Source organism: Rhodovulum sp. DZ06, from assembly GCF_050586345.1.
GTDB lineage: Bacteria > Pseudomonadota > Alphaproteobacteria > Rhodobacterales > Rhodobacteraceae > JBOCEF01.
Genome location: NZ_JBOCEF010000001.1, coordinates 24390 through 44970, shown reverse-complemented (window position 1 = coordinate 44970; position 20581 = coordinate 24390). Strand labels below are relative to the sequence as shown.

Below are 20581 nucleotides of genomic sequence, written 5' to 3'. Positions count from 1 at the left end.
CGGGAAAGAGGGAGGAATTCCAATGGAATGGATGGCATGGACCTGGCCGACGGCGGCCTTCTTCGGGGTCATCGCGACGCTCTTGGTGATCTTCACCCTGCTGGCGATCAAGTTCCCCGAGACGCCCCGCATGGGCATCCTTCAGATCGAGACGACGCGGGGGGACCGGCTGTTCATCACCCTGCTCGGCTCGGCCTTCATCAACATCGCCTGGCTCGGCTTCGAGGCAGGCCCGCAATGGGGCGCGCTGATCGTCTGCGCGGCCTGGGCCGCGGCCGTGTTCCGCTGGGTCTGAACGCCCGGCGGGCGCGCTGATCGCATCGCCCCCCGGCGCCGCCGCCCCGCCCCCACCGGGGCCGCGGCGCCCACCCTTCGACCCGGCCCGGACCGCCCCGCGCGGCCCCGGCCGACGGCCCCCGGCGCAGACAAGACCGGCGGGCCGCCCCAAGACCAAGGCTCATAACGGGAGGTACACCATGAGCTTCGCCCTGAGATCCACCACCGCGATGGCGCTCGCGCTCGTCGCCGCGCCGGCCTTCGCCGACATGGACGCCGCCAAGGCGTTCCTCGACGCCGAGATCGGCGACGTCTCCGTCCTGTCCCGCGCGGACCAGGAAGCGGAGATGCAGTGGTACATCGACGCCGCCAAGCCCTATGCGGGCATGGAGATCAAGGTGGTGTCCGAGACGATCACCACCCACGAATACGAATCCAAGGTCCTCGCGCCCGCCTTCTCCGCCATCACCGGCATCAAGGTCACCCATGACCTGATCGGCGAGGGCGACGTGGTCGAGAAGCTGCAGACCCAGATGCAGTCCGGGGAGAACATCTACGACGCCTTCGTCAACGACTCGGACCTGATCGGCACCCACTGGCGCTACCAGCAGGTGCGCAACCTGACCGACTGGATGGCCGGCGAAGGCGCCGCCGTCACCTCGCCCACCCTCGACCTGCCGGACTTCATCGGCGCGCAGTTCACCACCGCGCCGGACGGCAAGCTCTACCAGCTGCCCGACCAGCAGTTCGCGAACCTTTACTGGTTCCGGTACGACTGGTTCAACGACGACAAGAACAAGGCCGACTTCAAGGCCAAGTACGGCTATGACCTGGGCGTGCCGGTGAACTGGTCCGCCTATGAGGACATCGCCGAGTTCTTCACCGGCCGCGACCTGAGCCACATGGGCGTCGAGGGCGAGGTCTATGGCAACATGGACTACGGCAAGAAGGACCCGTCGCTCGGCTGGCGCTACACCGATGCGTGGCTGTCGATGGCCGGCGTCGGGTCGAAGGGCGAGCCGAACGGCCTGCCGGTCGACGAGTGGGGCATCCGCGTGGATGAAAACTCCCGCCCCGTCGGTTCCTGCGTCGCCCGCGGCGGCGCGACCAACGGCCCGGCCGCCGTCTACGCGGTCGAGAAGGCCATCGAGTGGCTGCAGAAATACTCGCCGCCCGCCGCCGCCGGCATGACCTTCTCCGAGGCCGGCCCGATCCCGGCCCAGGGCAATGTCGCCCAGCAGATGTTCTGGTACACCGCCTTCACCGCCGACACCGTGAAGCCGGACCTGCCGGTGATGAACGAGGACGGCACCCCGAAGTGGCGCATGGCCCCGTCCCCGCACGGCAAGTACTGGGAAGAAGGCACCAAGATCGGCTACCAGGACGTGGGCTCCTGGACGCTGATGAAGTCGACCCCGGTCGACCGCGCGCAGGCCGCCTGGCTGTATGCGCAGTTCGTCACCTCGAAGACCGTGGACCTGAAGAAGGCCGACGTGGGCCTGACCTTCATCCGCGAGTCGACCATCAACTCGGACCACTTCTCCGAGCGGGCCAAGAACCTCGGCGGCCTGGTGGAGTTCTACCGCTCCCCCGCCCGCGTGGCCTGGTCGCCGACCGGCACCAACGTCCCGGACTACCCCAAGCTGGCGCAGCTGTGGTGGCAGAACATCGGCGACGCGATGTCGGGCGCCAAGTCGGCGCAGGAGGCCCTCGACGCCCTCTGCGAAGCGCAGGAGCGCGTGATGCAGCGGCTTGAGCGCGCCGGCGTCCAGGGCGACATCGGCCCGAAGCTGAACGAGGAGATGGACCCCGAGCACTGGCTGTCCCAGCCCGGCTCGCCCAAGGCGAAGATCGACGCGGACGAAGCGCCGATGACCGTCTCCTATGACGAGCTGATCAAGTCCTGGCAGTGATCCGCCCGGCTTGAGATACGGCCGGGGCCCCGCGCGCGGGGCCCCGGCTTTTTCATTTCCCCATGTTCCGCCCCCAGGTCCGCAGCGCGATGCCCAGACCCGACGACAGAGGCGCCTCAGCCGCGTTTGCGGCGCAGCCCGGCCAGCGCCAGCAGGCCCATGGGCAGCAGCAGCGCGCCCGCGGGCAGCGGCACGTCGGCGGGGAAGATCTCGTCGAAGGCATAGGCCGCGCCGCCGACCTCGACGATCTCCCAGCCCGCCAGGGCGATGGTGAAATCGGCCGTGCCGGTCAGCACCGTCAGCGTGGTCAGGCCGCGCGCCGTGGTGGTGAACTCGGTCAGGTCCGCCAGCGTCCAGGCGCCGTCGAACGCCACCGTGTCCGCCGTCCCCGCGCCGCCGTCGAACAGCGTGCCGTCCGCGAAGGGGGCCGCGAGGTCGTCCATCAGCACCAGCCGGTCGTCGCCCTCGCGGAAGAAGCTGTCCCCTTCCATCCGCGCCGCGGCGCCTTCGAGGATCAGCCCGTCATCACCTTCCCCGAGATCGATGGCGATGCCCGAGGTCCCGGAGATGAGCCCCAGGTTGGCGATGACCTGCGCCGAGGTGTTGGCCGGATCGCCCGCCAGCCCGCGCTCCACGTTCACGCCGGTGAAGCCCTGGATGACGCCCTCGTTGCGGATCGTCGCGCCCTCGCCGCCATCGGCGTCGAAATCGATGCCGTCCTCGATCACCGCCGAGACCAGCCCGCGGTTCACGACCGAGCCGCTGTCGAGGTCCATGCCGTCGCCGATATCGGTCGAGACGACCTGCGCGCCCGCATCCACCACCACGTCGGCGAAGCGGCCGAGCTGGATCGCGTCCTCGACGGCCTCGACATAGCCCGAGCCCTCGACGCGCACGACGGAGTTGTCGCCCGCCTCGATGGCCTCGTTGCCCGAGAGGATGCGGGCGCCGTCGCGCACGTAGACCTCGACGGTCCCGTCGGTGGTGATCCCCTTGTCGAGCGCGATGATGTCGCCCGCGTTGTCGACCACGCCGCCGTCGAACTGGATCGCGTCGTCATCGGCCCAGATCGTGGCGCCGACGCCGTTGGTCACCGTCATCCGCGCCTCGCCGCGGATGGCGTCCGAGCCGAGCCCCTCGATGGTCCCGCTGTTGGTGACGGTCCAGTCGCTCGCCCCGTCGATGCCGCGGGTCGCGCCGCGCACGATCGAGCCGGAGGAGACGGTGACGTCCACATCCTCGACCCCGTCGCCCAGGATCGCGTCGCCCGCGCCGGTGATGACGGCGCTGTTGGTCACGGTCACCGTGCCGCCCGCGGTCGGGACCACGGAATTGGTCTCGGTCCCGCCGGTGCAGGCGATGTCGGCGCCCGACGCGACGCAGGCGGCCGAGGCCGGGGCGGCGGCGAAGACGGCGCCCAGCGCGGCGCCGGAGAGAAGAACGGTCTTGATGTTCATGGCGGGGATCCCCTGGTCCGAAATGCGTTCGGGGCCCGCCTTAGCGCGCGCAGGCGCGCAGCAGTGTTAAGTTATCATGACGTCGCCCGAAAACCGGCGACGCGATGCAACCGGAAGCGGCCGAAGACCCGCCCCGGCAGGCAGACAGGGAGACGCCGCGCATGACCCCAGAAACGAGCTACGTCCTCGCCATCGACCAGGGCACCACCTCGAGCCGCGCGATCCTCTTCGACGCGCAGATGCGCGCCGTCGCCAGCGCGCAGGAGGAGTTCGCACAGCATTACCCCGCCTCGGGCTGGGTCGAGCATGACCCCGCCGACCTCTGGGCCACCGTCGCGGGGGCCGGGCGGCAGGCGCTGGAGCGCGCCGGGGCCAGGCCCGGAGAGATCGCCGCCATCGGCATCACCAACCAGCGCGAGACGACGCTGGTCTGGGAGAAGGCGACCGGCAAACCCGTCCACAACGCCATCGTCTGGCAGGACCGGCGCACGGCGAAGACCTGCGCCGCGCTGCGCGAGGCGGGGCACGAGCCGATGGTGACCGAGCGCACGGGGCTGCTGCTCGACCCCTATTTCTCGGCCACCAAGCTCGGGTGGATCCTCGACAAGGTGGACCCGGACCGGAGCCGCGCGAAGGCGGGCGAGCTGCTGTTCGGCACCGTCGACACGTGGCTGATCTGGAACCTCACCGGCGGGGCGGCGCATGTGACCGACGCGACCAATGCCGCGCGCACCATGCTCTATGACATCCGCAAGGGGCGCTGGTCGCGGACCATCTGCCAGCTGCTCAACGTGCCGATGGAGATGCTGCCCGAGGTGAAGGACTGCGCCGCCGAATTCGGCCATGCGCGGGCCGAGCTGTTCGGCGGAGAGATCCCCATTCTCGGCGTCGCCGGGGACCAGCAGGCGGCCACGGTCGGCCAGGCCTGCTTCCAGCCGGGGATGATGAAATCGACCTATGGCACCGGGTGCTTCGCGCTGCTGAACACGGGGGATGAGCCGGTGGAGTCGAAGAACCGGCTGCTGACCACCATCGCCTATCAGCTGGACGGCAAGCCGACCTATGCGCTGGAGGGGTCGATCTTCATCGCCGGGGCGGTGGTGCAGTGGCTGCGCGACGGGCTGAAGATCATCCGCGAAGCCTCGGAAACCCAGCCGCTGGCCGAGGCGGCGGACACCGCGCAGGAGCTGATCCTGGTGCCCGCCTTCACCGGCCTCGGGGCGCCCTACTGGAACGCCGAGTGCCGGGGCGCGGTGTTCGGGCTGACGCGCAATTCCGGCCCGGCGGAGTTCGCCCGCGCGGCCCTCGAAAGCGTCGGCTGGCAGACGCGGGACCTGATGGAGGCGATGCGCGCCGACTGGCAGGCGCGCGGCGCGGCGCCGGTGCTGCGGGTCGATGGCGGCATGGCGGTGTCGGACTGGACCATGCAGTTCCTCTCGGACGCGCTCGGCGCCCAGGTGGACCGGCCCGAGGTGGTCGAGACGACGGCGCTGGGGGCCGCCTGGCTTGCGGGGATGCAGGCGGGCGTGTACCCGGACCAGGACGGGTTCGCGAAGGGCTGGGCGCTGGAGCGCCGGTTCGAGCCGCGCATGGACGAGGCCGAGCGCACCCGCCGCTATGCCGACTGGAAACGCGCCGTCGCCGCCGCGATCTCGGCCTGAGGAGCCTTTCATGACCCTGCCGCCCCATGCCCTGACCCTGCCCCGCCGCGTCCGTTTCGGGCGCGGAGAGGCGCTCGCCGCGATCCCCGAGATCATCGGCGGCGCCTCCCGCATCGCGCTGGTCCATGGCCGGGACCCGTCCCGCGCCGCCGCGCTGAAGGCGGGGCTTGAAGGGGCCGGGGCAACAGTCGCGACCGCAGCCTGCCCCGGGGAGCCGACGACCGACATGCTGGCCGGGGCGCTGGACGCCCTGCGCGGTCACGGGGCGGAACGCGTCGTGGCGATCGGCGGCGGCGCGGCGCTGGACCTAGGGAAAGCGCTGGCGGCGCTGCTGCCCGCGCCCCATGCCGACCCGATGCGGCATCTCGAGGTGATCGGACAGGGCCTGCCCCTCGACGCCGATCCGCTGCCCTTCATCGCGCTGCCGACCACCGCCGGAACCGGCTCCGAGGCCACCCGCAACGCGGTCATCGCCTCGCCCGAACATCGCCGCAAGGTCTCGCTTCGCGACACGCGGCTGGTGGCGGAGCTGGCGGTGCTGGACCCGGCGCTGACCGACGGCGCGCCGCGGGGCGTGACGATGGCGAGCGGGCTGGACGCGGTCACCCAGGTGATCGAGCCCTACCTGTCGCGCAACGCCAATCCCTTCACAGACGCGCTCTGCCGCGAGGCGATCCCGCGGGGCCTGCGCGCCATGGCCGCCCTCGCCCGCGGCGAGGACCCGGGCGCCCGGGACGAGATCCTCTGGGTCGCGCATGTCTCGGGGATCGCGCTGGCGAATGCCGGCCTCGGGGCCGTGCACGGGCTGGCGGGGGTGATGGGCGGCGAGACGGGCGAGGCGCATGGCGCCATCTGCGGGCTGCTGCTGCCGCATATCCTGCTGGCCAACCGCGCCGCCCTGCCCGCGGACGCCCCCGTCGCGACGCGGTTCGCCGAGGTCGAGGCCTGGATGCAGGACGCGCTCGGGGTCGGTTTCGACGGGCTGGCGGGCTGGGCGCGGGACGCCGGGCTGGCGCCCCCCGCGGCGCGGCTGACGGCGGAGCAGCGGCTGGGCATCGCGGACCGCTCGGCCGCGTCCTCCTCGATGAAGCCGAACCCGGTTCCGCTTCCGGCCGAGACGCTGGCGCAGGCGCTGGAAGACGCGGGCTGGGGCTGAGGGGCCGCGCCCCCGGCCCCCGGATCCCGGCCCCCGCCCCCGCTCAGTCCCGCGCGATCCGGTTCGACAGCGCCGCGACCCCGCCCGACAGGTACGCGGCGAGGTTCGCCTCGACCAACGGGGCGGCCTGGTCGCGGTAGATGTCCGACAGCCCGCCGACATGCGGCGTCAGGATCGCGCCCGGCGCGGACCAGAGCGGGCTGTCTTCGGGCAGCGGCTCCTGCCCGAACACGTCCAGCCCGGCGATGATCCGCCCCTCGTGCAAGGCGGCGAGCAGCGCGTCCTCGTCCACGCACAGCCCGCGCGCGAGGTTGATGAGCATCGCCCCGGGCTTCATCGCCGCCAGCACGCCCGCGTCGACGATGTGGTGGGTGGCGGGCTCATACGGCGTCAGGACCACGAGGAAATCGGCCCCCGCCGCGGCCTCCGCCAGCCGGGCGCGGGGGAAGATCCGCGCGACGCCCGGCGCCGCGCGCCGCCCGTCCGAGACGCCGGTCACCTCCATCCCGAAGGCGGCGCAGACCGCGGCGAGGCGTTCGGCGATGGCGCCGAGGCCGAGCAGGCAGACGGTCTTGCCCTCCAGCAGCGGCATCGGCCAGCTCTCCCACCGCGCGGCGCGCTGGTTGTCGAGCATCCGCGCGAAGCGGCGCGGCCCGGCCAGCATCATCAGGATCGCCAGCTCGGACATCTGCGGGCCGTGGATGCCGCGGCAGTTGGTCAGCGCGACCCCCGCGGGCAGCACCCCGGGTTTCAGGAGCGGATCGACCCCCGTGGTCAGCGCCTGCACCCATTTCAGACCGGGCGCGGCGGCGATCAGCTCCGGGGACAGGCGCCCGGCCATGCCGATCAGGATCTCGGCCCCCGGCGCGGCCTCCATCGCCGCGCCGGGCGTGGTCGCGGCGGCGACGGAGACGCCCGGGCAGGCGGCCCCGAGGCGGGCGGCGTACCAGTCGGCATGGGTGTCGAGGATCAGGGCGCGGGTCATGGGCGGCTCCGGTCAGGCGGCGATGGCGGCCAGCCAAGGCCATGCGGGCCGCGCGCGCAATGCAAAAAGGGCGGAGCCGCGCGGCCCCGCCCCTGTCCCGTCGGCCCGCTCCGGCGCGGTTCGGCCCGGCGCGTCAGGCCGTCGCCATCCGCGCCGCCCCGCGCCGGTGCAGCAGCACCAGCGCGACCGCCCCCGCCAGCGCCGCCTCGGGCGCATAGGGGATCTTGACCAGCAGCAGCACCGCCAGCGCGATGCGCAGCGCGCATTCCGCCCCGCCGATGGGCCGCGCCTCGTACCGCGCCAGCACGCTGGCGAGCAGGTAGAGCGCGGCGGCCACCCGCACGACCAGCCAGGCCAGCGCCGCGGAATGGACCGTGCCGTCCATGCCCGGCAGGTACCGCTCGGTCCCGTTCCCGGGGGCGAGCTGCGCCGCCTCGATCAGCAGAAGCTCGGGGTGGAAGGCGAAGACGAAGGGGATCACGAAGATCACCACCCCCGCGCGCACTGCCGCGAAGCCGGTCGCCATCGGGTCCCCGCGGGTGATCGAGGCCGCCGCGAAGGCCGCCACCGCCACCGGGGGGGTGATCGCGCTCGCCACCGCGAAGTAGAAGACGAACATGTTGGCCGTGAAGGTCGCGATCCCCAGCCCCGCCAGCATCGGCCCCATCAGCAGCGCGACGTTTATATAGGCGGGCGCCGTCGGCATCCCCATCCCGAGCAGGATCGCCATCACCATGGTCGCCGTCAGCGCCAGCAGGATGAAGAGCGGCCCGGTCCCGCCTTCGCCCCCGGCCCCCGCATCGCGCAGCCAGCCGAGGATGTCGACGGCGACATAGTTCGACAGGCCCGTGAGGTTGAGGCAGAAATCGATCACCGAGACGGCGAGGAACATCAGGTACAGGCGGCTCACCAGCGTGCCCGCATCGGCGAGCGCGCGCAGGATGCGGCTCGGGGCCTGGCGGATCTCCCGGTCCAGGAAGAACAGCACCGTCAGCAGCGCCGTCGCCCACCAGCCCGCCGAGCCCGCGTCCCCGGCCGAGTTCTGCACCGCCTGCAGCAGCCACGGAAGCTCGGCCGCCCGGCAGCGCCCGTCCTCGAGCACCTGCTCCACCCCCAGCAGCGCGCCGAAGGGCCCGCAGCCGACCGCCTCTTTCGGGGTCAGCAGCAGGAACAGGATCAGCGCGATCGGCGCGAAGATCATCACGAGGTTGAGCTTGTCGGCCCGGGTCAGGCGCATGTCCTCGGTCACCTCGCCCACCGCCGCGATCCCCGACTTGCGGGCCTGGAAGGCGACGGTCATGAAGAGGCAGCCGAAATAGGCGGCGGCGGGCAGCGCGGCGGCCACGATCACCTCGTGATACGGGACCGCCGTCATGGCCGCGAGGATGAAGGCCGCGACGCCCATCACCGGCGGCATGATCTGCCCGCCGGACGACGCCGCCGCCTCGATCCCGCCCGCGAAGTTCTTCGAAAAGCCCCGGCGCAGCATCATCGGGATGGTCAGCGCCCCGGTGGAGAGCACGTTGACCACCGGCCCGCCCGAGATGGTCCCGAACATGGCCGAGGAGACGACGGCCGCATGGGCCGGCCCGCCGCGCAGGTTGCGGGTCCACAGGAAGGCGATCTTGATCAGCGACCGCCCCCCGGCCGAGACCCCGAACAGCGCCCCGAGCACGATATAGGGGAACACGGTGTTCAGCAGGATGCCCATGAACCGCCCCAGCAGGCCCTGGGCGTTGTTGGTCAGGATGTCCTGCATGTTGGGCCGCCCGTCGAGCAGCGTGCGCGGCTCTCCGCCCAGCTTGGTGACGAGGTACTTGTTCATGTCCTCGGCGCCATTGAAGTACCAGACCAGCACGGTCAGCAGCGTGTAGGCGGCCATGGCGATGGCGACGGCCACCAGCGGCAGGCCCCAGACCCGCACGTTGACCCGCAGGAAGATGGCGATGGCCACCGCCACCAGCGGGAAGATCCACAGGCCCAGCGTGTTGATGCACGAAGGATCGTCGACCGAGGTCGGGGCGGGCAGGCCGTAAAGCTCGGCGAACTCGATCTCCTCGGCCATCGCCTTCTCGATCAGCGCCGCGCGCTCGCCGGTGAACTGGTCGACCAGGCAGACGCTGTCGATCTCGACCAGGTAGCCGAGCGAGATGGCGATGGCGGAGAGGATCAGCGCGCCGTCCATCAGCCGCCCCGGCCAGGCCGCGCGCCCCGCCTCGCGCGCCGTGCGGGCGAAGGACTGGTCGAGCGCGACGATGCCCATCATCAGCACGAAGGCGATGGGGAACAGGTATTCGTAGGAGAACCGGCGGATCACCACGCCCTCGCCCAGCAGCGCCTCGGCGGCGGCGTCGAGGCCGGGCAGCGCCGGGAGGGTGTTGAGCATCCCCAGGATCACCAGCGCGAAGCCGAGCCAGAGGGACAGGCGCCGCGCGCGGTCCGGGCCGGCGGGGACGGGGCGGGGCGCGTCGGCGGTGGGGCTGCTGTCGGTCATGGGTCCGGCGGCTCCGGGTTGGGGACGGGTGGGGCGCAGGGCGGAGGCGGGCGCGGCGGGGACGACGGCGCCCGCGGGAACGGCGGGGACGGCGGGGACGGCGAGGGGAGGTCGGCGTCCGCCCCGCGGCGAGGGGAACCGGGGGCGGACGCCGCGGCCGGGCCCGTCATCCGCGCCCGGCAGAAGCGGGCGGGGCGGGCGCGGCCGACACGCGGGGGCACGCGGAAGCGAAGGCGACGCAATCGAAGGCGGGGCGGTCGAGGGCGGGGCGGCATCGGCCGCCGGGGGCGCGGCGATGCAGGCCCCGACCCCGGGGGGCCGGGCGGCGCGACGCGCGCCGCCCCTTTCCGCCCGCGCGGGTCCCGGGGCCGGGGCCCCGGATCGCGCGCGGCTCAGCCCGTCACTCGGGCCTGGCGCAGGCGGGCACCTCGTAGCCGGCCTCTTCCCAGGCGGCGACGGCGCCGGGGTGGTACTTCACCGGGTTCGGCCCGCAGAAGCCCGAGGCGTCGGCGTCGAGCACGCCGAAGTTCACCGTGCCGCCATAGGGCACCTTCACCTTGATGCGGTCGAGCGTGGCGATATGGGCCGCGGTCAGCGCCTTGGCGAGATCGAAGCTCATGTCCTTGTTCACCACGTCGGCGAAGGCGGTGCCCATGCCGCGGAAGGTGGCGTCCTCGGAGACCAGCCGCACGCCGGCGCCCTCGGCATAGCCCATGTCCTCCCACTTCACGATGATCGGCACGTTGCCGGGCGCCTTGAAGATGCGCTGGTAGCCCTCGCTCTCGAAGATGTCCTTGGGGGTGGAGACGATCACCACGTCGCCCGCCGACTGCATGATCGTCACCCGCTCGGACGGGAAGGTGATCGGCATGACGAAGGCGTCGACGGACCCGTCGACCAGCAGGGTCGAGACCTGGCCCCAGTTGACCTGGTGGCCCTTGTAATCCTCGCCGTCCTTCAGACCGGCGGCGAGCTGGATCGCCTGGCGGGCGTTGACCAGCGCGGCGCCGCGGGGCGGGCCGTTGAACACGGTCTTGCCGCGCAGCTCCTCCCAGGCGTCGATGCCCTCGCTCTCCAGCGCGAAGAGCCCGTAGGCCCCGGCGTTGTAGGGATAGAGGGCGCGCAGGTTGGCGGCCAGCGCGGCGCCGTTCTCGCCCTGCTTGGCATAGGGCCCGCGGCCCTTGTCGAGCAGGAACCCGAGGATCAGCGGCATGGCCGAGATGTCGGTGCGCCCCTCGGCCACGTTCAGCACCGACTTGGTCAGGGTCTGGCCTTCCTGCACCTGCAGGTTGGCGACGCCCGCCTCGCTGGCGACCTCGGCCAGGTGCAGCACCGCGACATGGGGCGAGTTGCCGGGGCTCGAGGTTTCGGCGGTCAGGTTCTGCTGCGCGTTCGCGGCGGAAAGGCCGAAGGCGGCGGCGAGGATGCCGGCGACGGCGGTCTTGATCGGGTTCATGCTGTCCTCCCTGGTCGCATGACGCGTCCGCGGCCCCTTCCCGGTCGGGACGCGGGGGGGTCATTCGGCCGCTTCGCGGCCCTTGTGGTTGGCGGCCTTGCGCCCGCGGTAATGCACGCTCAGCTCCAGCGGCACGTCGTTTTCATCATAGACGCCGATCATGACGCCGCGGCGGCGGGTCTTCTGGCGCATCTCCACCAGCTGCGCCTCGGTCCGCGTGGTGCGCTGGGACGGGCGGCGGGCCCAGGCGAAGAGCTTCTCGTACATCGCCTCGACGGCGGCCACATGCTCGGGCGCCTCGGAGGCGCCGAGATCCGTCAGCTCCTGCGGGTCGTTCTCAAGGTCGAACAGGATCGGCCGGAAGCCGCCCTCGCAATGGACCAGCTTCCACTTCTTGTCGGCGACCATGAACATCACCCCGTCGCGCGGCGACATGCCGAGCCGGTCGGCGATGGGGCTGGCCGAATAGTCATACTCGCAGATCACGCAGTGGCGCGGGGTCTCGGTCGCCTCTCCGCGCAGGATCGGCAGCAGCGAATGGCCTTCGAGCACATGGCGCTGGCCCGCGGCATCCCCGCCCGCCACGTCGAGGAAGGTGGGCGCAAGGTCGATGCATTCCACCAGCGCGTCGCAGACCGTGCCGCGGGTGGCGTCGGCCTCGGGCGAGGGGTCGTAGATGATCAGCGGGATCTTCGTGGAGGTGTCGTGGAAGAAGGTCTTCTCGCCCATCCAGTGATCCCCGAGGAAATCGCCGTGGTCGGAGGTGACGACGATCATCGTGTCCTCCATCCGCCCGGTCTCCTCGAGCCATTTGAACAGCCGGCCCATCTGGTCGTCGGCCTGCTTGATCAGGCCCATATAGGCCGGGATCACCGCGTCGCGGACCTCCTGCCGGCTGAAGGCCTTGCCGACGATGCTGTCCATGAAGGCCTTCAGGACCGGGTGCGCGGCCTCGTATTCGGCCTGCGACGCGATGGGGGCCTGGACGTCCCCGGGGCCGTACATGCTCGCATAGGGTTCGGGGACGATATAGGGCCAGTGCGGCTTGATATAGGAGAGGTGGCAGAGCCAGGGCGTGTCGCCGCGGCTTTCGATGAACTCCATCCCGCGGGTCGTGAGGTACGGCGTCTCGCTGTCCTTCTCGAGGATGTTGGCCGCCTCGGAGGAGTTCTTGAGGAACCAGCCCGAGAGCACGTTGCCCGCGGCGTCGACGCCCGAATTGGCGAAGTCGTGCCAGGGATTGTCCGACTCGTAGCCGCGGGCCTTGAGGTACTTGTTGTATTCCTTCGCCCCGTCCGGGTCGTAGGAGCCGTCCGGCCCCTCGGGCAGCATGCCGTCGTCGCGCTCGAACACGTCGAAGCCGCATTCCGAGACGCGGGCGCCGATCAGGCTGTCGGGTTCGAGGCCGAGCCGCGCCATCCCCTCTTCATCCGCGCGCATGTGGGTCTTGCCCACCAGCCAGCACTCCATCCCCGCCTCGCGCAGGTGGTCGCCCATGGTCTTCTCGCCGACCTTCAGGGGAATGCCGTTCCAGCTTGCGCCGTGGGAATGGACGTAGCGGCCGGTATAGGTGGACATGCGGGAGGAGCCGCAGATGGGCGACTGGATATAGGCGCGGTCGAAGCGCACGCCCATCGCGGCCAGCCGGTCGATATGCGGCGTGTGCAGGGCCTTGTGCCCATAGCAGCTCAGGTAATCCCACCGAAGCTGGTCGAACATGATGAAAAGGACGTTCTTCGGTTTGGCCATGCTGCATCGCCGCAAAACCGGGCCTCTCCCAAGGCGATCCGGGGTGCGCGGCGCTCCTCCCGCTGTTTTCCAGTGCAAGGGTTACATCGGGGAAAGCCCGTCGGGAAATGCCGATTTCGGCGGAAACATAACGAAACGGCTATGAAGCCCGCCCCTTGTCCAGCCCCATGGAGCGGACCTCGTCGCGGATCGCCTGCTTGAGGATCTCGACCCCCGGGCCCGCGGGACGGCCCGGCTGGGTGGTCAGGCCGACCGCGCCCATCAGCCCCTCGGCCGCATCGGTGGAGAGGCGCACGAGCGCGCCGCGCTCCAGCTCCTCGCGCAATGCGCCCAGCGGCAGGCAGACCACCGCGTCGCCGGTCCGAAGGTAGGAGCGGGCGAATTCGAAGCTCAGCGTCTCGATCCGGCGGGTGAAGCGGTCGAGGCCCTGGGCGGCGAGCCAGCGGTCGAGCTCTTCGCGGATGATGGTCCCCTGCGTGGGCAGCACCGTGTCGTAATCGTCGATCTCGGCCGCCGTCACCCCCTGCCGCCCGGCCAGCGGGTGGCCGACGCGGGCGAAGAAGACCAGCGGCTCGTCATAAAGATGCTCGAAGGCCATGCCCTGCATCCGCTCGACCCGGTTGAGCCGCCCGAAGCCGAAATCCACCTTCCCCTGCGCCAGCCGGTCGACCATCAGCCCCGAGGACACGGTTTCGATCAGCAGGTCCGCGTCGGGGGCGAGGGCGCGGAACCGCGCCACCGCGCCGGGCATCACCACGCGCACCACGTTCGGCAGCGCGAAGACCGAGACCCGCTCGGCCGTGTTGCGGCCCCGCAGCGCCTCGATCCCCCGGTCGACGAGGCCGAGCCCGGCGCCGGCATGGGCGTGCAGCATCCGGCCCGCATCGGTCAGCGTCATCCGCCCGCCCGCCCGGTCGAAGAGGGGGGCGCCCAGCTCCTGCTCCAGCTCGCGCAGGGTGCGCGAGACGGCGGGCTGCACCGTGCCCAGCGCCTCGGCCGCGCCGGTGACGGAGCCGACGCGGGCGATGGCGAGGAAGCAGCGCAGGTGGCGCATGCGGATGCGCGACGGGGCGGTCATGGGCGAGTCCCGGGCCATGGCCCCCGGGCGCGGGGCGCGCGCCCGGGGGCCGGTTGCAGGAGGGAGGGGGCGGAGGCCGGTTTCAGGGGGGGCGGAGGCTGTCTGATCGGCCCGTCAGATCGGGTTGTAGAGGTCGGCCTGGAACTCGTAGGAATAGGTGCGGTGCGCGCCGTCGGGCAGGATCAGCACGTCGCCCACCTTCGGCATGGCCGTCAGCGCGCGGGTGAAGGTCAGGATCGCGTCGACCTGCCCGGCCTGGGGCGTGGTGACCTTCGGCGCGGCCCAGGCGGAATCGTCGGAATAGGGCACCAGCGCCTCGCCCGCAGCGACCCCGTCGTTGAACAGCAGGAGCCCGAGGTAATCGCCCGCCGCGGCATGGACCGCGTCGGTCCCGGCCTTGAGCGACAGCCACGCGCCGCCGTCGGCGGCCCCGCGCTTGTCGCCGACATGGATCACGCGGACCTGCATCTCTCCGGTCGCGTCGGGAACCGGGCGCAGGATCACCGGGGCGGCGGTCATGTACGGACCCGCCGCGTCATTGGCCACGAAGCGCCACTGCGCCAGCGCGGCGTCGGTGTTGGCGCGCATCCGCGCGTCCACCGCGATCACCGCGCCCGCCGCCGGGGGCTGGTCGGCGCCGTCGCGCTGGATCATCACCCGGCGCATCTCCTCGGGCGGGGCGGCGATCGAGGTGGCGGGCGGGACCTCGCCGCCCACCGCCGCGCGCGCCTCGGCGCAGACCTCGGGGCCGCCGGGGACGTAATCCTCCAGCCCCGCGCCGGCGAAGGCGATCACCTCGGTCGCCGCGTCGCCATAGCTGTGCAGGTACGCATCCATGTCTGCGCTCTGCTGGGCGTAGTAATCGCCGTAGGACAGGTTCACAGGCGGCATCCAGGGCAGGTCGGCATAGGCCTCGGTCTGGTTCGGCTGCGGCTGGTAATGCGCCAGTCCCGCCCCGCGGGTGGAGTGGGAATAGAGCCCCAGCGGGTCCGTCTGCGTCACCCGGTGGCAGGAGGTGCAGACATTGTCCGGCGCGTCCATCTGCGCCAGGTGCCGGTCCCAGGTCGCGAACAGGTCGACCCCGTCGACCTCGGCATGGGTGTAGAAGAACGGGCCGAGCGGGTTGGAGGGGACCAGCGCCTCGGGCGTCGCGAACCCCTCGCGCGCGTTGAGCTTGCCCTGGGTGATCCAGGGCGTGTGGATGAACGGGTCGGCGGCGTGGCACTGGGCGCAGTCGATCCCGGACATCCAGTACATGTCGCGCCAGAACCTCTGACCGCCCTCGGACCAGGGCGCGATGATGGTCTGCACGTCATGCACGCGCGGCCCCGGGTCGGGGTTGTCCGGCCCGTACCACTGGAAGAACGAGGTCGCCCCGGTGCGCGGGTGGTGGCCGATCACCGCCACGTCGCGCAGGTCGGTGAAGCCGTCCTCCATGTCCACCGGGTCCTTCGGCGACTTCACCTTGTAATGGCGGGCGAGGAACACCCACTGCACCTCGGGGTTGGACCCGGGCATCCGGCCGACGATGCTGTAGGGGATCGACTGGCCTTCGAACTGGTGCACGCCGGTGAAGTCGGTGGGCAGGAACATCGGGCGGTCCGAGTCCATGTCCGCGTGGTAGCTGTCGGGGACCGTGCCGTCGACGGTCAGCGGCAGGTACTTGCCCGAGCGGTGGCGCCATTCGTCGCCGACCCGTTCATAGAGGGGGATGTTGCGGAACACGCCCATCGCCGCGGCGGTGTTCTCGGTATAGGCGGCCCAGGCGGCGTCCAGCTGCGCCTTCGTCGGGTCCGACGGGGCGCCCGAGGACGGGACCTTCGGCGGCGGGCAGGACGCCGCCTGCCCCGGCTCCGCGCCCGCCGCGGCGCCCGCCGCCAGCGCGCCCGCCGCGATCAGCGCCGCCCCCAGCGCGCGCATGCTCGTCATCGTCATCATCCCATCCCCTCGGTCTGCATCCCGGCGGCGGCGCGCGCCGCCCAGAACGGGGCCCCGGCCCAGCGCCGCTCGGCGGCATAGACCTGGCCCCGCGTGTTCACGTGCTGCGCGAAATCCGTCGCCCGCGCCCGGTGATGCGCCTGCAGCGCATCCGGCGCCCCGGCGGCGGCGCGGGACAGCGCCCCGGCCCCCGCGGCGCCGTCGGCGATCCCCTTCGCCATCCCCCAGGAGGACAGCGGGTCATACCCCGCCGCCGCGTCGCCCACGGCGACGAAGCCGGGCGCACCGGGCGCGAGCGTCCATTGCACCGAGGCGTCGAAGGCCTCGAGGCGCCCCGGCAGGGCCCCGCCCGCCGCCATCGGCGCCAGCAGCGGCGAGGCGGCGAGGCGCGCGCCCCACAGCCCAAGCGCGCCGCCCGGATGGGCGCGGATCGCGGCCGGGTCGCACATCCAGGCCGCCAGCACGTCGCCGCAGCCAAGGCGCACGCCGTACCACCAGCCGTCGGGCGCGGCCTCGATCCGCAGGCGCCCGGAGCGTCCGGCGCCCTCGGCCCCCGCGATGCGGCCCACGAGGCCCGTCAGCCGGTCCCGCCGCAGCACCCGGGCGCCCAGCAGCCGCGCGGCGGCGGCGCGGCGGCCGCTGGCGTCGACCACCAGCGCGGCGCGCAGGCTCTCTCCGCCCAGTTCCGCGCGCCAGGCGCCGCCTTCGCGCACCAACGCGCAGAGCCGCGCGCCCCAGCGGAGCTCCACCCCCGCCGCGCGCGCCTGGTCTTCCAGCGCCGCGTCGAAGGCGGCGCGGTCAAGGTTCAGCCCCTTGCCCGGCAGTCCGAAGACATAATCGCGGTCCAGCGCCCCGGCCGCGCCCCAGGCGGAGCGCACGCCGGGGCTGTCCCCGTGCCGCGGATCAGCGAGGGCGGCGCCGAGGCCCGCGCCCTCCACCACCTGCAGCCCGCCGGGGGGCAGATGCTCGCCCGGGCGGCGGCGGCGGGCGCGCGGCGCGGCGTCGGCCAGCACCACCCGATGCCCGTCCCGCGCCAGCCGGATGGCGGCGGCGAGGCCCGCGGGCCCGGCGCCGATCACCAGCGCGGCGCCCCTGTCCGGCGCCGGGACGCTCACGCCCCCAGCCCCGGGTCGCGCTCGGTCTCGGCATAGCTGGCGCCGCCGTCACCGCTGGTCACGAAGCCGAGGCGGAACCAGTTCTCGGCCATCTCGTTGTAGCACGCGTCGCCCATGTCATCCCAGGCGGGGGGCGTCCACTCGGACCCCACCCCGTCCCGGATCACCAGCGTCGGGCGCTGCACCGGCCACCAGGCCCCGTTGCAATCGAAGAAATCCGCCTGCCAGGGCAGCGCGTTGCCCATGGTCATGTCGCCCGGCTTCATCGCGCCCGAGACGCGCAGCGGCGCGGCCCAGACGCCCGGGGTGCGGGCGATCTCCCAGCTCTCGATCCCCGGGAAGAAGGGCGAGCCGGAGGACCCGTCCAGCGCCCCGAGGTCCAGCGCCCGGGGCTGGTCCGCCACGGCGTAGTCCGAGAGCGGCTTGTACGGATCGGGGTGCAGCGGGTCATAGTCGGCGGCGAAATCGCCGTCGCGCCATTTCTCGAACCGCGCGTATTGCAGGGCGGTCACCTGGGCGATGTCGAACGGGACGCCGGTGGAGGATTTCGGGTGGTCCGTCACCTCGGGCGACACCTGCGGCATCAGCGCGGCCGAGCGGTCGTCGCTGCCGGGCTTGCGCAGCCGCCGGAACAGCTTGTCCCGCGCCTTGTACGCGTCGGAGTTCGGGTCCGGGTTCGCATCCGACATCTGCTGCATGGCCTGGCCCTGCAGGAAGTCCGCCTTGCCCGGCCCGTGCCCCTTGGCGCCGTAGAGGTTCACCCATTGCAGCACCGAGACCGAGCGCAGCACCGGGTAGATATGGGCCATGAAGGACACGTCCCCGGCGCAGGCGCCCGCCACGTCCTCGGACACGTCGCCGAGCGTCGTGTAGTAGCCCATCCCGGGCGTGTATTTCGGCGGCGGGCACAGCACCCAGGCGAACTGCCCCGGCTGGTCGAGCGTGACGCAGGAGCCGTCGGCGAAGGTGATCTTCGCGGTGATCTTGCCGTCGGCGCTGTCGTCGTACCACAGGTCGTTATTGGCGTATTGCTTGACCGGGGCCGCGGCGGTGAAGGCGTCCCCGGTCCAGCCGCCCGAGACGCCGTCGCCGCCGAAGACCAGCAGGCGGCCGGTGTCCGGCTCGGCCCAGGCGGTCCCGATATTGGCCTCGGCGGCGGCGTTCCCGGCGTCGGGGAACGCGATCCCCGCCCGCGCCTGCACCGGGGCGCCCGGCGGGGCGTTATGGGCGGCCGAGACGGTGATCGGCCCCGGGTCGATGGCCAGCGCGTTGCGGTCCTCGCCCGTCACCGAGGCGTTGCGGGTCTCGGCCGTCTTCCAGTCGATGGGCGGCACGCCGGGGCGGCTGACCCCGGGGGCGTGCGGATCGGTGCTCAGCGCCGATTTGCGATTGGCGAGGTGCACGGTCCACTCGATGCCCTGCACGTCGGCCCCGAGCACCACCTCGCGCACCGCGACGCCGTCCTCGTACTCATAGATGCGGAAGCGCTGGCCCTGCTTCTTCACCTGGCCGCCGACCTTGTAGGGCTTGCCTTCATTGGGCGTCTCGTAGGGCGCCTCGGCCCCGAGATAGAAGGTGGCCGGGTTGGTCGGATCGACCGGGAAATTGCCGATGCGGGCGATCCCGAGCGCGGGATGGATGGCGTAGGTCTTGGTCATGGCGGCGCCCCCCTCGGCGGCCTGCGGCGCGGGCGCCGCCGCCCCCCTCCCCCGGGGAGCGGCGGGCCGCGGCGCGATCAGATGGCGGCGACGGCGTAGCGGCTGCGGATCGGGTAATGCACCCCGACCTGCGCGGTGACCGAGACGTTGGCGCGGCGTTCGAACACCATCACGCAGTCCGAACCGCCGAACTGGAAGAACGAGAACATCTCGCCCTTCTCCATCCAGCGCCCCTCGTTGACCGCGGCGATCTTGGCGTTCAGCTTCTCGACCTGCTCGAGATAACCGCAGCCGGCCTTCTCGTCCTCGGTCAGCGTGATCGGCACGCCCCCCGGCCCGGTGAACACGACCGAGGAGACCTGCGCCATGCCCATCGGCAGCACGGCGACCTTGCCGAAGGCCTCCGTCTCGAGCACCAGCAGCCCGCGGCACTGCACGAACTGGTAGCCGGTCGGATCCTCGGCGTTGAGGTACCGCTGCGGGATGATGGCGTTGGCGAGGCCCCCGTTCTCGGGCGCGTCCGGGTCCTGCTGCTGCAGGTCGACCTGGAGGTAGACCTGCCCGGGGATGAACTTCGCCTCCAGCACCTTGCCCGCCACCGGCGCGTGCAGGCGGTGATAGTCGAAGGTGTTGAGGAAGGAGTGGCAGAACAGCCCGCCCTGGAAGCAGTCGGCGTGCTCGCTGTCGGCCAGCAGCTCCTTGATCGACCACTGGATGTGCTTGACGGTGATCGACGGGTCCGCGGGCATCGGATCGCCCACGGGGGTGGAGACCGCCCACTGCCCGACGAAGGTGGATTCCGCCGGGAACACGATGGTCCTGTCATCCTCGGGCGCCGCCACCGGGCGCAGGGTGTCGATGTTGTCGAACTCCCGCGCGAAGAACGCGTTGAAGGTCGCGTAGTCCTCGGGCGGCTTCTCGTAGTCCTGCCAGGTGTATTCCGGCGCATAGCGGAAGCTGGCGAGCTTCGCGGCCGAGGCGGGGGTGTCGAGGAACGCGCCCCAGTCCACCGCGAAGTCGCGCAGCCATTCCGAGATCGGCGTCAGCGCGTCGCCGCCGGGGGCGATGGGGCTCTGCAGCGCCTCCAGCTCGGGCTGGTTGAAGTAGTAATAGAGCTGGATGATCCGCAGGTAGACCGTGCGCTCGTGCATGGTCTGGCCGTCCTGCTCCCAGCGGCGGATCTCGGGGATCCACTGCACCAGCGCGTCGAGATAGAAGAAGAACTGGTCGAGGCTGTGGACCAGGCTCAGCTCGGGGATCCCCTGTCCCCCGACCCGGGCGATGGCCTTGTCGAACGCCTCGGCGTACCCGTATTTCGCGATGATCTTCGCGAGGCGCCGGGTGATCGGCTGGGTCGGCTCATAAACCGAGTCCCAGGGCGGCATCCCGGAGAGGAAGGGCGGCGGGCCCTTCTGCACGTTCTCGAGGGGTTCGTGCGCGGCCAGCGACTCGAGCTGAAAGGTGGAGGCGACCGAGGCCAGCGACGGCGAAGCGGCGCGGCGACGGCCTGCTGCGGGAAATTCTTTCACGGAGCACCTGCTGGTTCTCTGCGGACCGGGTTTCACCCGCCGCTGGTTCGGCGCACGCCGCCCCCCATGGCCGACGCGCCTGGGGCCAAGCTTCCGCGAAACCCGCGCCGGTTGTC

The 20581-nt window shown here is 71.8% G+C and carries 14 protein-coding genes; 4 read left to right on the top strand and 10 right to left on the bottom strand.

The annotated features are described in order from the left end of the window. Window positions 1-22: 22 nt before the first annotated feature. Both ACQ5SO_RS00160 and ACQ5SO_RS00155 read left to right on the top strand, forming a co-directional pair. The gene (locus ACQ5SO_RS00160) at window positions 23-295 is read left to right on the top strand and encodes a DUF2160 domain-containing protein (protein WP_430939534.1); all 273 of its coding nucleotides are present in this window, start codon (window positions 23-25) and stop codon (window positions 293-295) included. A 181-nt stretch (window positions 296-476) separates the two neighbouring features. Further along, on the top strand, window positions 477-2189 hold the full coding sequence (locus ACQ5SO_RS00155; RefSeq protein WP_430939533.1) for an ABC transporter substrate-binding protein: 1713 nt from the start codon (window positions 477-479) through the stop codon (window positions 2187-2189). Window positions 2190-2305: 116 nt separating this feature from the next. On the opposite strand, the gene ACQ5SO_RS00150 is transcribed toward ACQ5SO_RS00155, so the two are convergent. Then, window positions 2306-3646 carry a hypothetical protein gene (locus ACQ5SO_RS00150; protein WP_430939532.1) on the bottom strand — a complete coding sequence of 447 codons (1341 nt, stop codon included), beginning with the start codon at window positions 3644-3646 and terminating at the stop codon, window positions 2306-2308. A 161-nt stretch (window positions 3647-3807) separates the two neighbouring features. Here ACQ5SO_RS00150 and glpK point away from each other — a divergent pair, with 161 nt between their 5' ends. Then, window positions 3808-5307, top strand: a complete 1500-nt coding sequence (gene glpK / locus ACQ5SO_RS00145) for a glycerol kinase GlpK (RefSeq protein WP_430939531.1) — start codon at window positions 3808-3810, stop codon at window positions 5305-5307. Between the two features lie 16 nt (window positions 5308-5323). After that, the gene (locus ACQ5SO_RS00140) at window positions 5324-6463 is read left to right on the top strand and encodes an iron-containing alcohol dehydrogenase (protein ID WP_430939721.1); all 1140 of its coding nucleotides are present in this window, start codon (window positions 5324-5326) and stop codon (window positions 6461-6463) included. A gap of 43 nt (window positions 6464-6506) precedes the next feature. Here ACQ5SO_RS00140 and ACQ5SO_RS00135 read toward each other — a convergent pair whose 3' ends face one another. The 9 genes from ACQ5SO_RS00135 to ACQ5SO_RS00095 all read right to left on the bottom strand — a co-directional run bounded on the left by ACQ5SO_RS00135 (window position 6507) and on the right by ACQ5SO_RS00095 (window position 20465). Next, on the bottom strand, window positions 6507-7448 hold the full coding sequence (locus tag ACQ5SO_RS00135) for a D-2-hydroxyacid dehydrogenase (protein ID WP_430939530.1): 942 nt from the start codon (window positions 7446-7448) through the stop codon (window positions 6507-6509). Window positions 7449-7581: 133 nt separating this feature from the next. Beyond that, window positions 7582-9942 (bottom strand): TRAP transporter fused permease subunit, encoded by a 2361-nt coding sequence (locus ACQ5SO_RS00130; protein WP_430939529.1) that lies wholly within the window; start codon window positions 9940-9942, stop codon window positions 7582-7584. A 400-nt stretch (window positions 9943-10342) separates the two neighbouring features. After that, the gene (locus ACQ5SO_RS00125; RefSeq protein WP_430939528.1) at window positions 10343-11398 is read right to left on the bottom strand and encodes a TAXI family TRAP transporter solute-binding subunit; all 1056 of its coding nucleotides are present in this window, start codon (window positions 11396-11398) and stop codon (window positions 10343-10345) included. A 60-nt stretch (window positions 11399-11458) separates the two neighbouring features. Then, window positions 11459-13147 carry a sulfatase-like hydrolase/transferase gene (locus ACQ5SO_RS00120; protein ID WP_430939527.1) on the bottom strand — a complete coding sequence of 563 codons (1689 nt, stop codon included), beginning with the start codon at window positions 13145-13147 and terminating at the stop codon, window positions 11459-11461. 139 nt (window positions 13148-13286) lie between these two features. Continuing rightward, window positions 13287-14225 (bottom strand): LysR substrate-binding domain-containing protein, encoded by a 939-nt coding sequence (locus ACQ5SO_RS00115; RefSeq protein ID WP_430939526.1) that lies wholly within the window; start codon window positions 14223-14225, stop codon window positions 13287-13289. A gap of 114 nt (window positions 14226-14339) precedes the next feature. Next, complete coding sequence (locus ACQ5SO_RS00110) at window positions 14340-16160, bottom strand: hypothetical protein (RefSeq protein WP_430939525.1); 1821 nt, start codon at window positions 16158-16160, stop codon at window positions 14340-14342. After that, the gene (locus ACQ5SO_RS00105; protein WP_430939524.1) at window positions 16160-17278 is read right to left on the bottom strand and encodes an NAD(P)/FAD-dependent oxidoreductase; all 1119 of its coding nucleotides are present in this window, start codon (window positions 17276-17278) and stop codon (window positions 16160-16162) included. Before ACQ5SO_RS00105 ends, ACQ5SO_RS00110 begins: the two co-directional genes overlap by 1 nt. Continuing rightward, complete coding sequence (locus ACQ5SO_RS00100; protein WP_430939523.1) at window positions 17275-18936, bottom strand: LodA/GoxA family CTQ-dependent oxidase; 1662 nt, start codon at window positions 18934-18936, stop codon at window positions 17275-17277. The genes ACQ5SO_RS00105 and ACQ5SO_RS00100 overlap by 4 nt, the downstream gene beginning before the upstream one ends. 77 nt (window positions 18937-19013) lie before the next feature. Then, window positions 19014-20465, bottom strand: coding sequence for a phosphatidylserine decarboxylase (locus ACQ5SO_RS00095; protein ID WP_430939522.1), 1452 nt, complete (start codon window positions 20463-20465; stop codon window positions 19014-19016). Window positions 20466-20581: the final 116 nt, after the last annotated feature.